Origin of the sequence: Neptuniibacter sp. QD37_11 (assembly GCF_047778105.1) — a bacterium.
Lineage (GTDB): Bacteria > Pseudomonadota > Gammaproteobacteria > Pseudomonadales > Balneatricaceae > Neptuniibacter.
The window spans coordinates 3,506,344-3,526,227 of the sequence record NZ_CP180552.1; the positions used below are offsets into that span (position 1 = coordinate 3,506,344).

General features: G+C 47.0%; 12 protein-coding genes and 1 pseudogene. 11 read left to right on the top strand and 2 right to left on the bottom strand.

From position 1 onward, the window contains the following. Positions 1–5 precede the first annotated feature (5 nt). Positions 6–2,207, bottom strand: coding sequence for a putative bifunctional diguanylate cyclase/phosphodiesterase (locus tag ACMXYT_RS16600; RefSeq protein WP_415911703.1), 2,202 nt, complete (start codon positions 2,205–2,207; stop codon positions 6–8). Between the two features lie 223 nt (positions 2,208–2,430). After that, positions 2,431–5,061 (bottom strand): molybdopterin-dependent oxidoreductase, encoded by a 2,631-nt coding sequence (locus ACMXYT_RS16605; RefSeq protein WP_415899563.1) that lies wholly within the window; start codon positions 5,059–5,061, stop codon positions 2,431–2,433. Positions 5,062–5,290: 229 nt separating this feature from the next. Between ACMXYT_RS16605 and ACMXYT_RS16610 the strand changes: the two genes are divergently transcribed. The 11 genes and pseudogenes from ACMXYT_RS16610 (at position 5,291) to ubiA (ending at position 19,866) form a co-directional block, all read left to right on the top strand. Continuing rightward, positions 5,291–5,896: an ANTAR domain-containing response regulator gene (locus tag ACMXYT_RS16610; protein ID WP_415882905.1), complete on the top strand. Its 606-nt coding sequence runs from the start codon at positions 5,291–5,293 to the stop codon at positions 5,894–5,896. Positions 5,897–5,913: 17 nt separating this feature from the next. Continuing rightward, a complete protein-coding gene (locus ACMXYT_RS16615; protein WP_415899564.1) occupies positions 5,914–6,939 on the top strand; it encodes a CmpA/NrtA family ABC transporter substrate-binding protein in 1,026 nt (341 codons plus the stop codon). Between the two features lie 465 nt (positions 6,940–7,404). Continuing rightward, positions 7,405–8,784 (top strand): CmpA/NrtA family ABC transporter substrate-binding protein, encoded by a 1,380-nt coding sequence (locus ACMXYT_RS16620; RefSeq protein ID WP_415899565.1) that lies wholly within the window; start codon positions 7,405–7,407, stop codon positions 8,782–8,784. Positions 8,785–8,857: 73 nt separating this feature from the next. Continuing rightward, entirely contained in the window at positions 8,858–9,844 is a 987-nt protein-coding gene (locus tag ACMXYT_RS16625; protein WP_415899566.1) for an ABC transporter permease, read from the top strand. Between the two features lie 71 nt (positions 9,845–9,915). After that, a complete protein-coding gene (locus ACMXYT_RS16630; protein WP_415899567.1) occupies positions 9,916–10,803 on the top strand; it encodes an ABC transporter ATP-binding protein in 888 nt (295 codons plus the stop codon). A gap of 250 nt (positions 10,804–11,053) precedes the next feature. Continuing rightward, positions 11,054–12,523 carry a NarK family nitrate/nitrite MFS transporter gene (locus ACMXYT_RS16635; protein WP_415899568.1) on the top strand — a complete coding sequence of 490 codons (1,470 nt, stop codon included), beginning with the start codon at positions 11,054–11,056 and terminating at the stop codon, positions 12,521–12,523. A gap of 132 nt (positions 12,524–12,655) precedes the next feature. After that, positions 12,656–14,377 carry a protein kinase domain-containing protein gene (locus tag ACMXYT_RS16640; RefSeq protein WP_415899569.1) on the top strand — a complete coding sequence of 574 codons (1,722 nt, stop codon included), beginning with the start codon at positions 12,656–12,658 and terminating at the stop codon, positions 14,375–14,377. Between the two features lie 333 nt (positions 14,378–14,710). Beyond that, positions 14,711–15,763, top strand: a pseudogene (locus ACMXYT_RS16645) (NAD(P)/FAD-dependent oxidoreductase); the annotation flags it as partial. 150 nt (positions 15,764–15,913) lie between these two features. Next, complete coding sequence (nirB, locus tag ACMXYT_RS16650; protein WP_415901139.1) at positions 15,914–18,418, top strand: nitrite reductase large subunit NirB; 2,505 nt, start codon at positions 15,914–15,916, stop codon at positions 18,416–18,418. 23 nt (positions 18,419–18,441) lie between these two features. Then, positions 18,442–18,789, top strand: a complete 348-nt coding sequence (gene nirD, locus ACMXYT_RS16655; protein WP_415899570.1) for a nitrite reductase small subunit NirD — start codon at positions 18,442–18,444, stop codon at positions 18,787–18,789. A 177-nt stretch (positions 18,790–18,966) separates the two neighbouring features. Further along, positions 18,967–19,866 carry a 4-hydroxybenzoate octaprenyltransferase gene (gene ubiA / locus ACMXYT_RS16660; RefSeq protein WP_415911704.1) on the top strand — a complete coding sequence of 300 codons (900 nt, stop codon included), beginning with the start codon at positions 18,967–18,969 and terminating at the stop codon, positions 19,864–19,866. Positions 19,867–19,884 lie beyond the last annotated feature (18 nt).

Genomic DNA, 19,884 nt, shown 5'->3' on the forward strand with positions numbered 1-19,884 from the left:
GCTAATTAAGCATCCCTAACAAACTGGAACAGTTCGTTCTGTGGTAGAGGTTTGCTGAACAGGTACCCCTGACCATAATCACAACCCAAGTCTTTAAGTAGTCGGCACTGCTCTTCTGTTTCAACACCCTCAGCTATAGTTTGCAAACCAAGGTTTTTAGCCATCTGGATAATAGTTTTCACCAGGAGATAATCTTCGCCCTGCTCTTTCATATCTCTGATAAAAGACTGGTCGATTTTCAGATAATCAAAAGGGTAATGCTTCAGGTAACTCAAAGATGAAAAGCCGGTACCAAAATCGTCAAGCGCCAATGAAAACCCTTGGTTTTTAATATGATTAAGCTGCTCTAATGCCTCATCCGGTGACTCAATCATCAAGTTTTCGGTTATTTCGATACAAACCAAGTCAGGACTCAAATCGTGTTGGGTTAGGGTTTCTGCGGTGGTAAGCATCTCTCCTTTGCTGAAGTTGAACTCACCCGGCGAGCGGTTAACCGTCACGCCTACAGGGTTCTTGTGCTCGCGACTCAATTCAGCATTCAACTGAGCAAAAACCTGAACTGAGCGGTTGAATATCAATTCCCCTAACTTCTGTATAAGCCCAGTAGACTCAGCTATTGGAATAAATTCTGCTGGGGAAACCTGACCTAACTGCTCATCCGCCCAGCGAGCCAGAGCTTCACAATGATGGACTGACATATCTTTTAGATTAATGATCGGCTGGAAATACGGCTCAATCACCCCTTCAGAAAGCGCTTTGTAGAGCCTGTTTTCTACTTTGTCATGGCGACGGGCCTGCTCTTCAAACTCCTGACTATAAAAACTATAGCCGCCACGGAAATGCTGTTTTGCAAAACGTAGAGCGGTTTGAGCATTGCGCATTAAAGCATCAAGATCTTCGGCATCCTCACCCAAGATACTAATACCGACAGAGCAAGAAGGAGAGATATCACCTGACTCAGTGTGAATAGTCTCTGTAAATAGCTGCAATGTGCGTTTAATTTGTTTTTCTAAGCGATGAAAGCTGTCGAAACCCGCCAGCAATGCAAAGTCATCACCTCCCAGGCGTGCCAATACATCACTGTCACGCGTCTGGCCTTTAAGCTTCTCACCAATGGTTTTTACAACCATGTCTCCAACGATATGCCCGTATGAAGAGTTCACCATATTCAGGTTATCAATATTCATACGAATCAAAGCAATATGCTGACTCGCCCGTTGAGCAACAGCAATCGCTTTAGTGGCATGGTCTTGGAACTCAAAGCTATTACTCAGTCCAGTCAGGTAGTCATGAGTAGCCTGATGATAGAGCTGCTCCTGCAACGCCTTCTCAGAACTGATATCTCTAAAGCTGGAGATAAAGTTGGATATTTCGCCCTGATCATTCTTTACCAGAGAGATTGAACTCCATACCGGATAAGTTTCACCATCCTTGCGTCGGTTCCACAACTCACCCTGCCAGATGCCTTTTGTGGAAAGGTCCTGCCACATCGCATCGTAAAAAGATTTCGGTTGTAGACCTGAATTGAGCATACTGGGGTTATTGCCAATCAGCTCTTCCCTGCTATAACCACACATCCTTTCAAATGCGGCGTTTACTTCAAGAATATTGTTGTTTTCATCAGAGACCAGAAGCCCCTCATTCGTATGTTCAAAAACTCGATGAGAAAGATCTAACTGCTGATTTTTCTTTTGTAGAAGAGAGATCTGTTTCTGCTGCTCCCTCTCCCAGAGAGTGCGCTCTAATTCAGCAGACGCACGTATGGCGAAAAGATCGAAAATACCCAAAACATCTTCGCAGGCCTGATCCTTTTGCTTAAACAATGCAACCAATAAACCTATAGGTTTACCCTCAGCATCTTTTAGGCTTTTGCCAACATAACCTTGCAAGCCAAAGTCATCCAGCATTTGGTCGCCAGGGAAAAGCGTTGCTATATCACGGGGATAAACACATATGCCGCCACTGTAAACTTTGTCACAAGGCGTCCCCTCCAGATCATAAGAAAGCTTTTCACCTAACTGCCCTTCGCACCATAAGGAGACAGTATTTGCTTGGTGGGAAACTAAATCTAGTTCACCAATCAGGACATAATCAGCATCAATCAGTTGAGCGAGACTAGTGACCAAGACATCAAAATACTGATGACCACTATGCTCATTTACCAGCTTAAGCGCTGCATCAACGGATTGATCAAATTTTAAACTCATACTACCAATATTCTTACTTAACTGAGTTCATTCCTGAGTGCTTTAAATTGCCCCATTCATCCTGATTGATGGCTTTGCTATAAAGGATAGACTTTGGCTGCAGTACATACGAATTAATGCTCACTTCTGGATCATATAAAGAAACAAAAAAAACGACTAATTCTGAGCTAAGCAGTTTGACACAAAAAAGCAGCCTAAAGGCTGCTTTCGCTCAATAAATCCGCTATTTACCCAACATTCCATTCAACTCTGGAATACAGGAGCCACAATTAGTACCGCATTTCAGCTTATTGCCTAATGCATCGAGAGAGTTACAGCCTTGTTGGATAGCATCTTCGATGGCGTGGCTGCCTACTTGGTAACAGCTACAGATGATCTCGCCCGGATCTTCCAGTTCGCAGCCTGTAACGCTGAGTAGGAAGCGGCGTTGATCCATATTCACTTCGGTTTCGGCAAAGAGTTGCTCCAACCACAAGGTCGATGGGATCTGGCCGTAAGGCATACGGAAGAAGGCCCACTCAAGCTGCTCGCCATTGAGACCCGCTGCGCGGAAGCTATTTTGGTTGGCATCTTCCAACCAGATATCGATTTCACCAAACTGTTCCTGACACCAGCTACGCATATCTTCGATTTTGTTGCTGTCTGCCAGATAGTAGAGCGATGCACTCTCTTTGGGCACGCGCGACCAATATTCAACCGGTAACGCATTATCAAGGGGCTTGCGGGTAATCAGCCAACCTTCCCAAGCGGGGTTATACGGCTCGACATTGACCACCGCGTGTTTACCTTCTGGCTGACCCGAGAACGGATCGACCGCCGGTTGCACGAGAGCACCCATACGCGCCTTGGCACTGAACTGTTTGTTCCAGTGCATAGGCACAAAGATTTCACCGCGGCGCTGATCGGTATCAACGATACGGGCACGACCGATATATTCCGCCTGTATGTTTTTAAGTTTAACGAGCTCGGATTCTTTGATATTCAGTTTTTCCGCGTCCTCTCTGTTGAGCTCAACAAAGGGTTCTTCGCGGTGTTGAAAAAGGCGGCTGGTACGCCCTGTATGGGTCATTGTGTGCCACTGATCACGAATACGGCCGGTATTCATAACAAAAGGCATTTCGTCGCAAGGCTGCTGTAGCGGGTCGTGTGGATCGACCGTAATAAACTGTGCCTTACCCGATGGGGTAAAAAACTTACCGTCTGCAAATAAACGCGCAGTGCCATAAGGCGCAGCATCAGTTACCGGCCACTGTTGTGGTTTTAAAGCATCGTAGCTTTTCAGATCCAGATCTTGCAGCAGGCTGATATCAAAGGCGCGGCTACCGTTGTTTTCAAAACCCGATAACTCTGCATGTTCTTTAAAGATCTCGTAAGGGTGATCGTAGGTGAAGGCCTGCTCATAGCCCATACGCTTGGCCACTTCGCTGATAATCCACCAATCTGGTTTCGCTTCGCCTGATGGCGGCAGCAAGCTGCGCTGGCGGGAGATACGACGCTCAGAGTTAGTTACAGTACCGTTTTTCTCACTCCAGCCCGTCGCCGGCAGACAAACATTGGCAAGGGCAACCGTATCGGTATGCGCCATACAGTCAGATACCACCACCAGCGGGCATTGTTTCAAGCTGCGAACCACTTGATCGGCATTTGGCAAACTTACCGCAGGGTTGGTACCCATAATCCAGATCGCTTTTACTTTGCCCGCTTCAATCGCTTCGAACAGATCCACCGCTTTATAACCGGCGCTAGTCGCAACATGATCGCTGCCCCAGAAACGTCCTACACGGTCGACCGCCTCTGGCGAGTTTAGCTCCATATGTGCTGCAAGCTGATTCGCTAGGCCACCGACTTCGCGGCCACCCATTGCGTTTGGCTGCCCAGTAATAGAGAACGGTCCTGCACCCTCTCTACCTAGGCGACCCGTCGCAAGGTGACAGTTAATAATGGCATTAGAGTTATCGGTTCCACTAGCTGACTGGTTCACCCCTTGCGAATAGAAGGTCACAACTTTTTCAGTTTTGGCGTACCACTCAAAGAAGGTGCGCAACTGCATGATAGGCAGATCACAAGCTTTAGCCACGCTTTCAACATCTGGGAAAGTAAGCTCGGCATTAGCACGGGCATCAGCGAAGCCTTCAGTGAAGTTGGCGATATATTCGTAATCAAGATGATCATGACGCGCTAAGTAAGAAAGCAAACCAGTAAACAGAGAGCTATCGGTTTCGGCTTTGAGCTGAATATGCAGATCGGCGATATCACAAGTCGCGGTTCGACGAGGGTCTACCACTACTATTTTCAGATTAGGATTCTTAGCTTTTGCCGCTTTCATGCGTTGGAAAAGGATTGGATGGTTCCACGCAGCGTTTGAGCCGGTGATGATGATCAGCTCGGCTAGTTCTAGATCTTCATAGCAGCAAGGAACAGCATCGGCACCAAAAGCGCGCTTATAACCAGCTACGGCTGATGACATACAAAGGCGCGAGTTGGTATCGACATTGGCGGTGCCGACAAAGCCTTTCATCAGTTTGTTGGCAATATAGTAATCTTCGGTAAGGAGCTGGCCGGAGAGATAAAAGGCCACAGAATCGGGCCCGTGCTCCATTACGGTGCGCTTGAAACCTTCCGCGACTGTTTCAAGAGCACTGTCCCACTCAACAATTTCGCCATCGACGACTGGGTTGAGTAAGCGCCCTTCGGCCCCTAATACCTCGTTTAATGAGGAGCCTTTTACACATAATCTGCCAAAATTAGCGGGGTGTTCTTCGTTACCCTTTACTGCAACTACGCAATCGTCAGCAATTTCGGCCTTTACCCCGCAGCCCACGCCGCAGTAAGGACAGGTCGTTGTCGTTTGCATCTTTACCTCCAATAAAACTATCCAGGAGCAACGTAAATATTTGGCTTACTGGTCAGTTTTTTGGAATGCAGGCACCTGCATACCCTAAACTGAAGACAGAGTAAGCACGCACCGTTGCGCATCAAAATGTATTGCTCCTAGTACAGCAAAGCGCGTGCCATAAAGCGCCCGAATAACCATGGAACAAATATTGCTTTATGACAGGCTATCCAATTCCGGAACTGGATTAATGAGTAAAGTAAACTGTTTAAACGTGCTGTTGATCGATGACGAGCCCATTCGTGTGAATGCGCTTGAGAAGGCGTTAAATACGCTAGGGCACCATGTTGTCTGTCATCTACCTAACACCACTGATCTAAATAAGCATGTCGAGGAGAACCACCCCGACATAGTCATTATAGATATGGATTCACCTAACCGTGACACGCTGGAAAGTATGGCGACGATGAGCCAGAACAATCCACGCCCGATCGTTTTCTTTGCGGAACAACAGAACGACCGCAGGACGATGGCCGAAGCAATCAACGCCGGTGTCAGCGCTTATATAGCCGACGGCCTACAACCAGACCGCGTAAAAGCGATTATGGATACGGCGATTGCTCATTTCGATGCTCACAGTTTATTACGTGAAGAGTTGGAGAAAACCAGAAACCAACTGGCAGAACGCAAAACCATAGAGAAAGCCAAAGGCATGCTGATGAAGCATCAAGGCTGCGACGAAGAACAGGCATATCAAACCCTGCGTAAGCTTGCGATGGACCGAGGTCAGAAAATTCCCGATGTGGCACGAAATGTGATTGAAGTTTTACAACTGGCGAACGGCCTGAGTAAGTAAAAGAGATAGGAGCTGATATGTCAGAAGCACTGACACTAGAAAAAACTGACCTGAAACTAGGTTTTGTGGCACTGCTCGATTGTACCCCTTTGGTTGTTGCGCGCGAGAAAGGCTTTTTTAAGAAACATGGTTTGAATGTCATCCTGAGTAAAGAGTCCTCTTGGGCCTCTATTCGCGACAAAGTAAGTTTTGGATTATTTGATGCAGCCCATATGCTGGCACCAATGCCGCTGGCTGCAACATTAGGCTTAAACGGTAACCCTACACCGATGATGACGGCGTTATCCCTCAGCCAGAACGGTACGGCTATCACTCTATCGCAAGAACTGTATATAGCGCTGTCGAATAAGATCTCTGATTGGGATGACTGCGAGCAAGTAGGCCAACAGTTTAAAGAGCTGATCCAACAAAGCGGACGCAAACCGGTTATCGCAACCGTTTACCCCTACTCAAACCATCACTACCAACTACGCTTCTGGTTAAACCAGAACAACATCAATACCGAAGAGGATGTGCAGCTGGTCGCGGTACCACCGACCAAAATGCTAGATAACCTTTCCACCGGTCTGATTGATGGTTACTGCGTAGGTGAACCTTGGAATAGCTTAGCTTTAGTGCAACAGATTGGTGGCCTTGTGAGTACCGGCCATAAGATTTGGGGCTCCCATATGGAGAAAGTGCTGGGCGTCACGCAACAGTGGGCTGATCAACACCCAAATACCCACCGCGCTTTAATTAAAGCACTCCACGAAGCCTGCCTATGGGCAGAAGATCCAAGTAATCAGGCTGAGATATTAAAACTACTCGCACTGCCACCTTATTTAGATCAAGCAGCAGAGCAACTATCTAAGTTCACTCCACCCTATTCGATGGAGCAGCATTTCTCCGGCGAGAATGTGAACTGCCCAGATCCTGACCATGGGCTGTTCTTAATCGATCAGATGCGTAAATGCGGCCAGATTGGCGAGCAGGCATTTGATCAAGATGAGATCGTTCATAACGTCTATCGCAAAGATCTATATCACGACTGGATCGGCGCTTAAATCTAAATTGAAAAGAACAGGCTCAGTTCATAAGAACTGAGCTTTTTTTCTCTACAAAGCTCCGATCCTAAAACCCGCCCTTCTATTGATAATCTTTATTCCATTTAAAGCCCCTTTTTAAACCTTTCGCCCCAAAACAAGCTTCACTTGCCCCATTTTTGCTCTCGCACTTTTGCACCAACTTAATGACCAAAAGCCCTATTGTGCACCGCAACAAACCACGACCTAAACTTACAGAAACACACAGAACTACCATAACTTATTGTTTTTATTGAGTTCAATAAACTCTGGCACAGCATCTGCTCTATTAGATAACAAATGAGAGCACCAATGGCGGTGCACTCTAAAAGTTAAACATGACCCAGAAGGTCACAAAATTTGAAACTAGGCAAAGGCGCCTCGGCTGATCACAGTGATGTGATCATGTTCGGCGCCTTTTTGTTTTTAAGATTGGGAGAACGATCCATGCTTAAGAAGAAAAAGGCTCTACTAAGTAAAGTTATCAGCGGTGCAGTTTTAGCTGCATCATTAATTACCGTCCCTGCATGGGCAGCAATTGGTGAGCCTGAAAAAGAAGATCTGAAGTTTGGTTTTATCAAACTGACAGATATGGCTCCTCTAGCGGTTGCGTACGAAAAAGGCTTCTTTGAAGATGAAGGCCTCTACGTAACGCTAGAAGCGCAAGCAAACTGGAAAGTTCTTCTCGACCGCGTCATTGACGGTCAGCTTGATGGCGCACACATGCTTGCAGGTCAGCCGCTAGGTGCCACTATCGGTTTCGGTACGCAGTCTCATATCATCACTGCATTCTCTATGGACCTTAACGGTAACGCGATCACTGTATCTAACGATATTTGGGATCAAATGAAAGAGTATGTGCCTAAACAAGCTGATGGCAAACCAGTACACCCAATCAAAGCCGATGCACTAAAACCTGTTGTTGAGAAATATAAAGACGACGGTAAGCCATTTAATATGGGTATGGTATTCCCAGTATCTACCCACAACTATGAGCTACGTTACTGGCTAGCAGCGGGCGGTATCCACCCAGGTTACTACGCACCGCATAAAGGTGATACATCCGGTACGATCGATGCCGATGCCCTACTATCTGTAACACCGCCACCACAGATGCCAGCAACAATGGAAGCAGGCACGATCTACGGTTACTGCGTAGGTGAGCCATGGAACCAGCAGGCTGTATTTAAAGGTATTGGTGTACCTGTAGTAACTGACTACGAGATTTGGAAAAACAACCCAGAGAAAGTATTTGGTGTATCTAAAGCATGGGCAGATGAAAACCCGAATACTCACCTTCGTGTTGTTAAAGCGATGATCCGTGCAGCTAAATGGTTGGACGATAACAACAATGCGAACCGCTCAGAAGCAGTAAAAATCTTGTCTCAGCCTAACTATGTTGGTGCGGACTACGACGTTATTGCTAACTCAATGACAGGTACATTTGAGTACGAAAAAGGCGATAAGCGTGAAGTGCCAGACTTCAACGTATTCTTCCGTTACAACGCGACTTACCCGTACTACTCCGATGCGATCTGGTACCTAACTCAGATGCGTCGTTGGGGTCAGATCTCTGAACCTAAGTCTGACCAGTGGTTCATGGATATCGCGAAGAAAGTTTACCGTCCTGATATCTACGCAACAGCAGCTAAAGAGCTAATCGAAGAAGGTAAGATGACGCCAGACATGTTCCCAGACTTCAATACTGAAGATGGTTTCCGTGCTCCGCAGACTCACTTCATCGACAACATCACTTACGACGGTAAGAAGCCAAACGACTACCTGAAGAAGTTCAACATTGGTCTGCAACCAGAACAGAAAATCTAATCTGACTGGTTAAGCATATTCCTCCCCCTTGGTTTCGGGGGAGGAATTCAGGTCAACGAGGGAGTAGCAAGTTATGAGTAATACATCAGCACTATCAGGCATCAGTGCCTTTTTTGAAAATCCGAAAGACAATCTAAAGAAGTTCAGCAAAACCCTTCTGGTACCTCTGGTTGGTCTACTAATTTTCCTTTTCGTATGGGAGATCGGCGCGAAAAGCATTAATACATCCTTGGGCGCATTCCCGGGCCCAATGGCAGTGTATGAACAATCAATCAATTTGGTGAACGATCACCAGAATGAACGTAATAAAGAGGCCTCTTTCTATGAGCGCCAAGAGAAGCGTAACGCTAAGAAACTAGAAAAAGATCCAAACGCTAAAGTAAAAATTCGCCCTTACACAGGCAACCCGACGTTCTTTGATCAGATCGGCACTAGCCTAGTAACGGTATTGTCAGGCTTTATTCTGGCATCCCTGATCGCTATCCCTGCGGGTATCGTGATCGGCTTAAACAATACGCTTTACTCTGCACTGAACCCGTTAATTCAGTTGTTTAAACCGGTATCACCACTGGCATGGTTGCCGCTGGTTACTATGGTTGTCAGTGCGGTTTATGTCAGCAAGGATCCAATGTTTGCTAAGTCCTTTGTGACATCTCTAATCACTGTATCTCTATGTAGTTTGTGGCCAACACTGCTTAACACAGCGGTAGGTGTATCTAGCATCAGCAAAGATCTACAGAACGTATCTCAGGTACTACGTCTGAGCTGGTTCGCCCATGTCACAAAAATTGTACTGCCATCCTCTATCCCAATGATCTTCACAGGTCTGCGTCTATCGCTGGGTATCGCGTGGATGGTGTTGATCGCCGCAGAGATGCTGGCGCAAAACCCAGGTCTAGGTAAGTTCGTTTGGGATGAGTTCCAGAACGGTAGCTCCAGCTCCCTAGGCCGAATCATGGTAGCCGTGCTTGTGATTGGTCTAATCGGCTTCCTACTAGACCGCGTTATGTTGTTCCTACAGAAGAAAGTGTCTTGGGATAAGACTGCGGTACTTAGATAAATAAGACGTTAAGAAAAACGTTCACAGAATTTAGAGCCTGAGAGGCCAAGCCTCTCGGCAGGAGAATTATCATGACTCAGCCTCCAAAGCATTTAGAACTAACAAAAGTAGATATTGATTTCCCAACCCCTAATGGCCCATTTAAAGCGCTACAGGATGTGAACTTAACCATTAATAAAGGTGAGTTTGTCTCGCTAATCGGTCACTCCGGTTGTGGTAAATCGACTGTACTGAATATCGTTGCAGGCCTTTATCAAGCAACTAAAGGTGGCTGCCTGCTTGATGGTAAAGAGGTCAACGCACCGGGTCCTGAACGTGCAGTGGTTTTCCAGAACCACTCCCTATTGCCATGGTTAAGCGCTTACGAAAACGTTGAGCTAGCCGTGAAACAGGTTTTCGGTAAGCAGAAATCAAAAGCAGAGATGCGCGAGTGGATTGAGCACAACTTATCGCTCGTACACATGGATCACGCGATGGACAAACGTCCTGATGAGATCTCCGGTGGTATGAAGCAGCGTGTCGGTATCGCCCGTGCCCTAGCAATGGAACCGACCGTAATGCTGATGGATGAGCCATTTGGTGCCTTGGATGCCCTAACCCGTGCTCACCTGCAGGACTCTCTGATGGAGATCCAAAAAGATCTCAACAACACCGTGATCATGATTACCCACGATGTCGATGAAGCAGTACTGCTATCTGACCGTATTGTGATGATGACCAATGGTCCAGCTGCGACTGTTGGTGAGATTCTTGAAATCGACCTGCCGCGTCCACGTGACCGTATCGCATTGGCGGATGACCCACAGTACAACCACTATCGTCATGAAGTTCTGACCTTCCTATATGAGAAGCAGCGCAAACCTGATAGCACTGATTCCGCACCAAAAGAGGATAAAAAGCAGGATCTGGCACAGGATGTGCAGGATGATAAAGCAGAAAGCGAGGAACAAGCTGCTTAAGCACCAAAACCCTACATTTCAATGGTGATTTATAGGATTGGATCAGGCTAAAGCAGTGCACAGCTAAAAAAGCGCACCAATACAGCGCACCTTATTAGCTAGTCTGAATGCTCCAACGATGGAGCGGTAAATCCTCGCATTGGATCGAACAAAGGCGTTCATACCTCTCTCCCTAACCTACCACCCAAGGTTAAGGACAGAGGTCTGAGCGCCTTTTTTATTGCTTTTAAAACCTTACGAGGCCCCTATTATGAACGACTCAGGAAAGCTAAATATTTTTGCTTTCAGCGGCAAAATGAAGATTTTGCACATGAGCTGGATGGCATTCTTTATTACGTTTTTTGTCTGGTTCAACCATGCTCCATTACTGGGTGCAATTGCCCAATCACTGAGCCTAACGCCAGCTGAAGTAAAAACACTTCTTATTCTGAACGTTGCGCTAACCATTCCTGCTCGCATCATCATTGGTATGCTGACCGATAAATACGGCCCTCGTATCACTTACGCTGCGCTACTGTTTATCGCCAGTATTCCGTGTTTCCTTTTTGCTCTATCCACTGACTTTGCTCAGGCAGCGATTTCACGTTTCCTACTAGGCTTTATCGGTGCGGGCTTCGTAATCGGTATCCGTATGGTAAGTGAGTGGTTCCCTGCAAATGAGCTGGGTACTGCAGAAGGCATCTACGGCGGCTGGGGTAACTTCGGTTCGGCTGCAGGCGCTATGTTGCTACCAACGCTGGCATTGATGTTTGGTGGTGAAGACGGCTGGCGTTACGCAGTAGGCCTAACTGGCTTGATGAGCCTTGGCTTCAGCTTTATCTGGTACAAAAACGTATCTGATACGCCAAAAGGCTCTACTTACTTCAAGCCGAAGAAAATTGGCGGCATGGAAGTAACCAGCAAAGGAGACTTCGTCTTCATGCTAATCATGAAGCTGCCAATGTACGCTGCTCTTTCTCTGCTAACGTGGAAGCTTTCACCAGCAGGTGTATCTATCCTTTCTGATATGGCTGCAGTAGCAATCTATGTGAGCTTAGGTGCAATCCTTGTTTACGATTGTGTAAGTGCATACAAAGTAAACAAAGAGATCTTTGAGAAGCCAGTTCCTGAAGTTGAGCAGTACAAATTCAAGCAGGTTGCGGTACTGAACGTACTTTACTTCGCGACGTTCGGTTCTGAACTAGCAGTTGTGTCTATGCTGCCACTGTTCTTCTCTGAAGTATTCGAGCTAGATATGGTTTACGCAGGTCTTCTAGCCTCTGCTTACGCATTCATGAACCTAATGTCCCGCCCAGGTGGTGGTTGGATCAGTGACCGTTTCGGTCGTAAGAAAACGTTATTGATTCTAACCGCTGGTTTGGCTGCAGGTTATGCAACGATGTCTATGATTGATAGTACATGGCCACTATTCCTAGCCGTTGCGGCTGCGATGGCATGCTCTTTCTTTGTACAGGCGGGTGAAGGTGCTGTATTCGCGGTTGTACCACTGATCAAGCGTCGTCTGACAGGTCAGATTGCCGGTATGACAGGTGCGTACGGCAACGTAGGCGCAGTGTTTTATCTAACTGTACTATCGATGGTTGATTACTCTACTTTCTTCACCGTGATCGCAGTAACGGCTGTACTTGGTTTCTTGGCACTACTACTGCTAGAAGAACCAAAAGGTCACATGGCGGAAGTAAATGAAGACGGTACAGTGGAACTGATTAAAGTTTCATAAAACGATTTCTTCGCTAAGAAGGTAAGAGACTTTAGACAAGAGCTCGTAGCAATTTTGCCTTTAAGAGAGAGGCAAAACTTACGCAGCCCAATCTGATTGGGCTGCTTTTCTGATTCTGCGATAGGCATGAATATGAGTAAGAAAACGTTATCTATACGCTTTGGCGGTAAATCAATTGCGGGGATCAAACCCGTCAATCAGGATGCGTTTGCGGCTCATATTCCAGACAAGGCAGATCGGGAGTTCAAAGGGGCTGCGGCAGTGATTGCCGATGGTGTCAGCAGCTGCGCAGATTCCCATATTGCCAGCCAAACCAGTGTTACCAGTTTTATGCAGGACTATTTCAGTACGCCCCATAGTTGGAGTGTACGAAACTCAGTATCCCGTGTAATGACTGCCTTAAACCGCTGGTTGCACAAAGAGAATAACCTTAGCCATCGCGAGCAGGACAATATGCTTTGTACCTTCTCGGCCTTGGTAATTAAGTCCAACACCCTACATATGTTCCATGTGGGAGATTCACGCATCTATCACTTCCAGCAAGGAGAGCTGGAACAGTTGAGCCAAGATCATGTGCGAAAATCGGGCGGGCATAGTTACTTAGCTAGGGCTTTAGGGGGCGATCGTCATTTAGAAGTCGATTATTCGACTCGACCACTCAATGATGGCGACCTCTTATTGATGACCACCGATGGGGTGCACGATTTTTTAACCCGCGCCGAGATGAAAGAGGTTCTCGCGAAGGCTTTTTCTGATCCGGAAAAAGCCGCGGATACACTGATTAGCAGTGCTTTAGCTAAAGGCAGTGACGATAACCTCACTGCGCTGATCATCTGTGTCGATGAACTGCCCGTAAAATCGCTGGAAGAGAGTCACCAACAACTGACTCAATTGCCTATTCCTCCAGTGATGAAAGTTGGCAATCAGATCGATGGCTATGAAATACTCGACCTGATTTTTAGTGGCACGCGAAGCCATATGTATCTGGTGAAAGACAGAGAAACTCACCAGCAATACGTACTCAAAGCGCCATCAACTAATTTCTCCGATGATTCCTTATACCTGGATGGCTTTATCCGCGAAGAGTGGGTGGGGCAACGGATCGATCATCACCATGTGATGAAAACCTATCCGTGCCGACAGCAAAAGCTGTTTCTCTATTATGTCGGTGAGCACATTCAGGGGATGAACCTGCGCGAGTGGATGAACGACAATCCTAATCCACCGTTAGATGAGGTGCGCAAGCTCGCTAAGCAGATCATTCAAGGGCTAAGAGCGTTCCAACGAGCAGATATGGTGCATCAGGACCTTAAACCCGAAAACATCATGATCAATCAGGATGGGAGGGTAAAAATTATCGACTTTGGCACTGCGAAAATAGCGGGTATCGAGGAGATGAGCTCACCTCTAGATAAAGCGATTCCGCAAGGTTCGGTGAATTACATTGCACCTGAGTATCTGATGGGAGAATCCGGCAGCTTTAAATCGGATCTGTTCTCTTTTGCTGTCATCATTTACGAGATGATCACCGGGAAGCTGCCCTACAAAGAGATGTCATCCTCTTCTGCAGAGATCGCTAACTACGCCGAGCTGGAATATATTCCGGCTCTGCACCATCGCAAAGATCTACCGCTTTGGGTCGAAGGCTGCTTACGTAAAGCGCTGCAACCTAATCCGCGTTTCCGTTATGACGCATTCTCTGAGTTTGAAAAAGATTTCACCCGTCCGAACCATGCACTGGCAGCCAAGATTCAGCACCAACCATTATTGGAGAAAAACCCAGTATTGGTTTGGAAGCTTCTAGCCGGAGTGTTGTTGATCTCCAATTTGGTTCTATTAAGCATGCTGGAATGATCTACGCCCTATTGCAGCGCACCATAACAGGTCACAACAATAGCTTTATGCTTCAAATTCACACTCTTATTGTGAGCATTAAAAAAACCAAGAAAAACTAACTATATGTTTTATAAGCATTTTATTTAAATTGGCACACCCCCTGCTATATCTATTGCGTAACAAATATCTGTTGGGGTGATTTTTCTGCAGTTTTAGTTACAAAAATCGGGCTAAGAGAACAAAGGCGTTCTCCATCGGCACTTTCCTGAAGTGCTGCATGGATAACGCCTTTTTTTATTTTTTGACGTTGGGTTTGAGATGAAAAAACGACTAATCATTATTGGCAACGGCATGGCAACAGGCCGTCTACTGCAATGCCTGAGCGAATCGGCGGCAGGCCAGTTTGATATTACTGTTTTTGGTGAAGAACCCGGCGGCAGCTATAACCGCGTTTTGTTATCTCACCTACTAAGCGGTGAAGCGCCACTGGAAAATATTATTACGCTGACACATGAGTGGTATGCGGAACAGGGGATCCAGTTACACAGTGGCGATCCAGTAGAAGTTATTGATCGTGAGAACAAGAAAGTTATTAGCCAATCAGGCATAGAAGTTGAATATGACCAGTTGGTGATGGCTACAGGCTCTTACCCGACTCGCGTACCTCTACCGGGCCTCGATCTGGATGGCGTGATGAATTTCCGCACCCTGAAAGATGTAGACCGCATGAAAGAGATGGCAAAAAGCCACAAACATGCAGTTGTGATCGGCGGTGGTTTCTTAGGTCTGGAAGCCGCAGAAGGTCTGCGAGTTCTGGGTATGGATGTCACGGTCCTGCAACGCGCACCTTACCTACTGAACAACCAGTTAGATAGCACAGCTGCAGCGATGCTGTTGAACTCTCTGGAAGAGCGCGGCCTTAAATTCCGTCTAGATGCAGTTACTGAAGCCATTGTTGGTGAGGAACATGTTGAATCTGTTCATCTATCAGACGGCGAGAAGTTAAAAGCTGATCTGGTTATTACCGCGATCGGCGTAACACCAAACAAAGCACTCGCTGAACAGAGCGGCTTAACCTGCGAGCGCGGCATCTGTGTCGATAACCAGATGCGCACCAGTGATAGCGACATCTTTGCACTGGGCGAATGCTGCCAGTTTGATCAATTTACTTACGGTTTAGTCGCACCGATTTGGCAACAAGCCGAAATTCTAACCGCAACCCTATTAGAGCAGTCAGCGCAGTATGTGGAAGAAGCGGTTGCTACTCAGCTGAAAATCAGCGGAGTGGAACTGTTCTCCTGCGGTGACTTAAGCGATGACGAAAACACCGAAACCTTGGTTTATCACGATCTGAAGCTCAATCACTATCGCAAGCTTTGGTTACAAGACAATCGCCTGAAAGGTGCCGTTTTGTATGGCGATGTACGTGAAGGCCAATGGTATTTGGACCAATTAAAGAACAACACAGATTTGAGCGCCTGTAGATCGCAGCTGCTATTTGGCAGCCCACTTTGCGACGAGGTTATCGAAGAACAAAATATAGGTAATTCCGCTATGACAAGCAGCCCTAAAAAACAGTTAGTCGTTATTGGTAACGGCATGGTAGGACACCACTTTGTCGAAAACTTTGTAACGGGAGAGAGCGCGAATGAATATGACGTTCACATCCTGGCTGAAGAAGATCGCGCAGCGTATGACCGTGTCCATCTTTCTGAATATTTTGGCGGTTCCACGTATCAGGATCTGTGTCTGGTAGAAGATAACTTTTATGAAAGTCATAGCGTAAGCCTTCACTTGAGCGAAGGTGCTACGCAAATCGATCGCGATGCAAAGCAGGTCATCACAGAACAAGGTACATATCCCTACGACACCTTGGTCTTGGCGACCGGATCTTACCCATTTGTCCCCCCGATACCGGGTAATGATGGTGATGCCTGCTTTGTTTATCGCACTTTAGAAGATCTAGATAAGATCCAAGCATGTGCGAAATCGGCTAAAGTTGGCGTTGTAGTGGGTGGTGGCCTATTGGGCCTAGAAGCAGCGAATGCCCTGAAATCTCTGGGCCTTAAAGCTCACGTGGTTGAATTCGCACCGCGCCTAATGCCAGTGCAGTTAGACGAAGATGGCGGCGAGCTACTGAAAAATAAAATTGAAGATCTGGATGTAGATGTTCACTGCAACAAAGCGACAACTGAGATCGTTGCTGGTGAAGAACATACCTACCGCATGAACTTCAGCGACGGTACACACCTAGAAACCGATCTGATCCTGTTCTCCGCAGGTATCCGCCCACAAGATACGTTAGCACGTTCAAGTGACCTAGAGATTGGCGAACGTGGCGGCATCATGGTTAACGATCAGTGCCGTACTTCTGATGAAAACATTTATGCGATTGGTGAATGTGCACTTTGGAACAACCAGATCTTTGGTTTGGTAGCTCCGGGTTACACTATGGCTAAAACAGCTGTGGCTGCAATTGCGGGCGATGACAGCGCCTTTACTGGCGCTGATATGAGTACCAAACTGAAGCTTCTAGGTGTAGATGTAGGCTCTATCGGTGATGCTCACGGTCAGACACCGGGCAGCATCAGCTACCGCTACTCTGATGAAGACGAGCAGGTTTACTACCGTATCGTTGTCTCTGAAGATCGCACTAAGCTTCTAGGTGCAGTACTGGTAGGTGATAACAGTAAATACGATACTTTACTACAATATGCGCTTAACGGTATCGATCTACCAGAAAAGCCACAAAGTCTAATCCTGCCATCGCTGGATGGTTCGGCTGCACCAGCATTAGGTCCAGATGCGCTACCAGACGAAGCGACTATCTGTTCTTGCCTAAACGTAACTAAAGGTCAGATTTGCTGCTCTATCGATGAAGGAGCAACCTCTGTTGCAGACGTCAAAGATGCCACAAAAGCCGCTTCGGGTTGTGGTGGCTGTGCAGCGATGCTGAAGAGCGTTGTTGATTGCGAATTAGAAAAACGCGGTGTTGAAGTAAATACCGACCTTTGTGAGCACTTTGCATACACCCGTGAAGAGCTTTATCACATCATTCGTGTTGAAGGCATCCGCTCTTTCTCTGAACTACTAGAAAAACACGGTAAAGGCCTAGGTTGTGAGATCTGTAAGCCTACTGCTGGTTCAATTTTGGCGTCTTGCTGGAATGAGCACATCATGGAAGAGCCATTGGTATCTCTACAAGATACTAACGATACCTTTATGGCGAACATGCAGAAGAACGGTACTTACTCCATCGTTCCTCGTGTTGCCGGCGGTGAGATCACACCAGACAAACTGATCGTGTTAGGTCAGGTTGCGAAGAAATATAACCTTTACACCAAAATCACCGGTGGTCAGCGTGTCGACCTATTCGGCGCTCAGCTACACGAACTACCGTTGATCTGGAAAGAACTCGTCGATGCTGGTTTCGAAACAGGTCACGCCTACGGTAAGTCCCTACGTACTGTGAAATCTTGTGTAGGTAGCACCTGGTGCCGCTACGGTGTCAATGACAGTGCTGGCATGGCGATCAAACTTGAGAACCGCTACAAAGGCTTGCGCTCACCTCACAAAATCAAATTTGCTGTATCAGGCTGTACCCGTGAATGTGCGGAAGCGCAGAGTAAAGATATCGGTGTAATTGCGACGGAAAACGGTTGGAACCTCTATGTTTGCGGTAACGGTGGTATGAAACCTCGTCACGCCGATCTATTTGCGACCGACCTAGATGACGAAACACTGGTTCGCTACATCGACCGTGTCCTAATGTTCTACGTGAAAACAGCGGACCGTCTACAGCGTACGTCGGTTTGGATGGATAACTTAGAAGGTGGTCTAGATTACCTTCGCGAAGTGGTAATCGATGACAAACTAGAGATTGCCGCAGAACTCGAATCACAAATGAGCCATGTAGTAGAGACCTATCAGTGTGAGTGGAAGTCGACACTAGAAGACGAAGAGAAACTAAAACGTTTCCGTACTTTCGTGAACACTGAAGAGCAGGCTGATCCGCAGATCGTTCATATCATGGAACGTGATCAGATCCGTCCAGCATAACTAGCGATTAGGAGATATTTATTATGACGACTGTTGATAGCAACGCTGAATGGATCGATCTGTGCAGCAAAAACGACCTTATCCCTCATTCTGGCGTCGCCGCTATGCATGAGGGCCAACAGATCGCACTGTTCTATATCCCAGAGTATGAAAACGAGATCTTTGCCGTAGGTAACAACGACCCGTTTAGCGGTTCTAACGTGCTATCTCGCGGTTTGATCGGCGATCTGCAAGGCGAGCCGATGGTGGCATCGCCTTTATACAAACAACACTTTTCACTTAGCTCAGGTGCCTGCATCGAAGAACCCGATGTCAGCGTACCAGTGTGGCCTGCTCGCTTTGTCGATGATCAGGTTCAAATCATGCTGTAATAACCGGTAGCTATAGATACAAGATGGAACGGTTGCACAGGGAAGTCAGTTTTTCCTCTCTACAGAGGAGAAAACTAGGGGGTAACCGCTCTCATCGCGAGTTAAGATTAACTCAGCGTTTCCAGCGACCAGCTGGAGAGGTAGAATGGCCGAAACCTTGTTAAGCAGAGCTTGATCATGGCTTCACCGAGCACCTCAACACCGATTTCGACCAAAGAAAAACTGATTGGTTACAGTCGCCTTATGCGCGTAGACAAGCCAATTGGGATCTATCTACTGCTTTGGCCAGCCTACTGGGCACTTTGGATTGCAGCCGAAGGTGTTCCAAGCTATGACATCCTTATTATCTTTACCCTTGGGGTTTTCCTAACCCGCTCGGCTGGTTGTGTCATCAATGACTTTGCTGACCGTAAAATTGATGGTCATGTAAAACGTACCGCACAGCGCCCTATTCCAGCAGGTATAGTGACCGCCAAAGAAGCCTTAGTGCTGTTTGCCGGATTGATGCTGATCGCGTTTATTGCCGTACTCTTTACCAATCTCACCACTATCCTGTTATCCGGTGGCGGCCTCTTACTCGCAGCTTGCTATCCGTTTATGAAGCGCTACACCCATCTACCGCAGGTGGTGCTAGGCGCTGCATTTGCGTGGGCGGTCCCTATGGCCTTTACCGCCGTAACTGAAACCGTTCCAGCTTATGCATGGCTTATCTACATAGCAACTCTGCTATGGACTGTAGCCTACGACACCATGTATGCCATGGTGGATCGCGATGATGACCTTAAGATCGGGGTCAAATCGACCGCTATTCTATTTGGCGATGCCGATAAAGTGATTATTGGTGTGCTTCAGGCCTCTACCCTACTGACATTTGTACTACTGGGAATGAAGTTACAACTGGGCTGGATCTACTATGTTGGCCTTGCTGTGGCAGGCGTTTTATTTGTCTATCAGCAACTATTGATTAGAGATCGCGAGCGCGATGCCTGCTTTAAGGCTTTCTTGAATAATCATTACGTTGGCCTTGCGATTTTTATTGGCCTTGCAGGCCATTATGCGGCCTTAGATTTACTGTAAAACGCCCCAAAATCAGCT

Coding starts and splice junctions, on each gene's coding strand:
- ACMXYT_RS16600 (WP_415911703.1), bottom strand. CDS start 2,207: ATGAGTTTAAAATTTGATCAATCCGTTGATGCAGCGCTTAAGCTGGTA.
- ACMXYT_RS16605 (WP_415899563.1), bottom strand. CDS start 5,061: ATGCAAACGACAACGACCTGTCCTTACTGCGGCGTGGGCTGCGGGGTA.
- ACMXYT_RS16610 (WP_415882905.1), top strand. CDS start 5,291: ATGAGTAAAGTAAACTGTTTAAACGTGCTGTTGATCGATGACGAGCCC.
- ACMXYT_RS16615 (WP_415899564.1), top strand. CDS start 5,914: ATGTCAGAAGCACTGACACTAGAAAAAACTGACCTGAAACTAGGTTTT.
- ACMXYT_RS16620 (WP_415899565.1), top strand. CDS start 7,405: ATGCTTAAGAAGAAAAAGGCTCTACTAAGTAAAGTTATCAGCGGTGCA.
- ACMXYT_RS16625 (WP_415899566.1), top strand. CDS start 8,858: ATGAGTAATACATCAGCACTATCAGGCATCAGTGCCTTTTTTGAAAAT.
- ACMXYT_RS16630 (WP_415899567.1), top strand. CDS start 9,916: ATGACTCAGCCTCCAAAGCATTTAGAACTAACAAAAGTAGATATTGAT.
- ACMXYT_RS16635 (WP_415899568.1), top strand. CDS start 11,054: ATGAACGACTCAGGAAAGCTAAATATTTTTGCTTTCAGCGGCAAAATG.
- ACMXYT_RS16640 (WP_415899569.1), top strand. CDS start 12,656: ATGAGTAAGAAAACGTTATCTATACGCTTTGGCGGTAAATCAATTGCG.
- nirB (WP_415901139.1), top strand. CDS start 15,914: ATGACAAGCAGCCCTAAAAAACAGTTAGTCGTTATTGGTAACGGCATG.
- nirD (WP_415899570.1), top strand. CDS start 18,442: ATGACGACTGTTGATAGCAACGCTGAATGGATCGATCTGTGCAGCAAA.
- ubiA (WP_415911704.1), top strand. CDS start 18,967: ATGGCTTCACCGAGCACCTCAACACCGATTTCGACCAAAGAAAAACTG.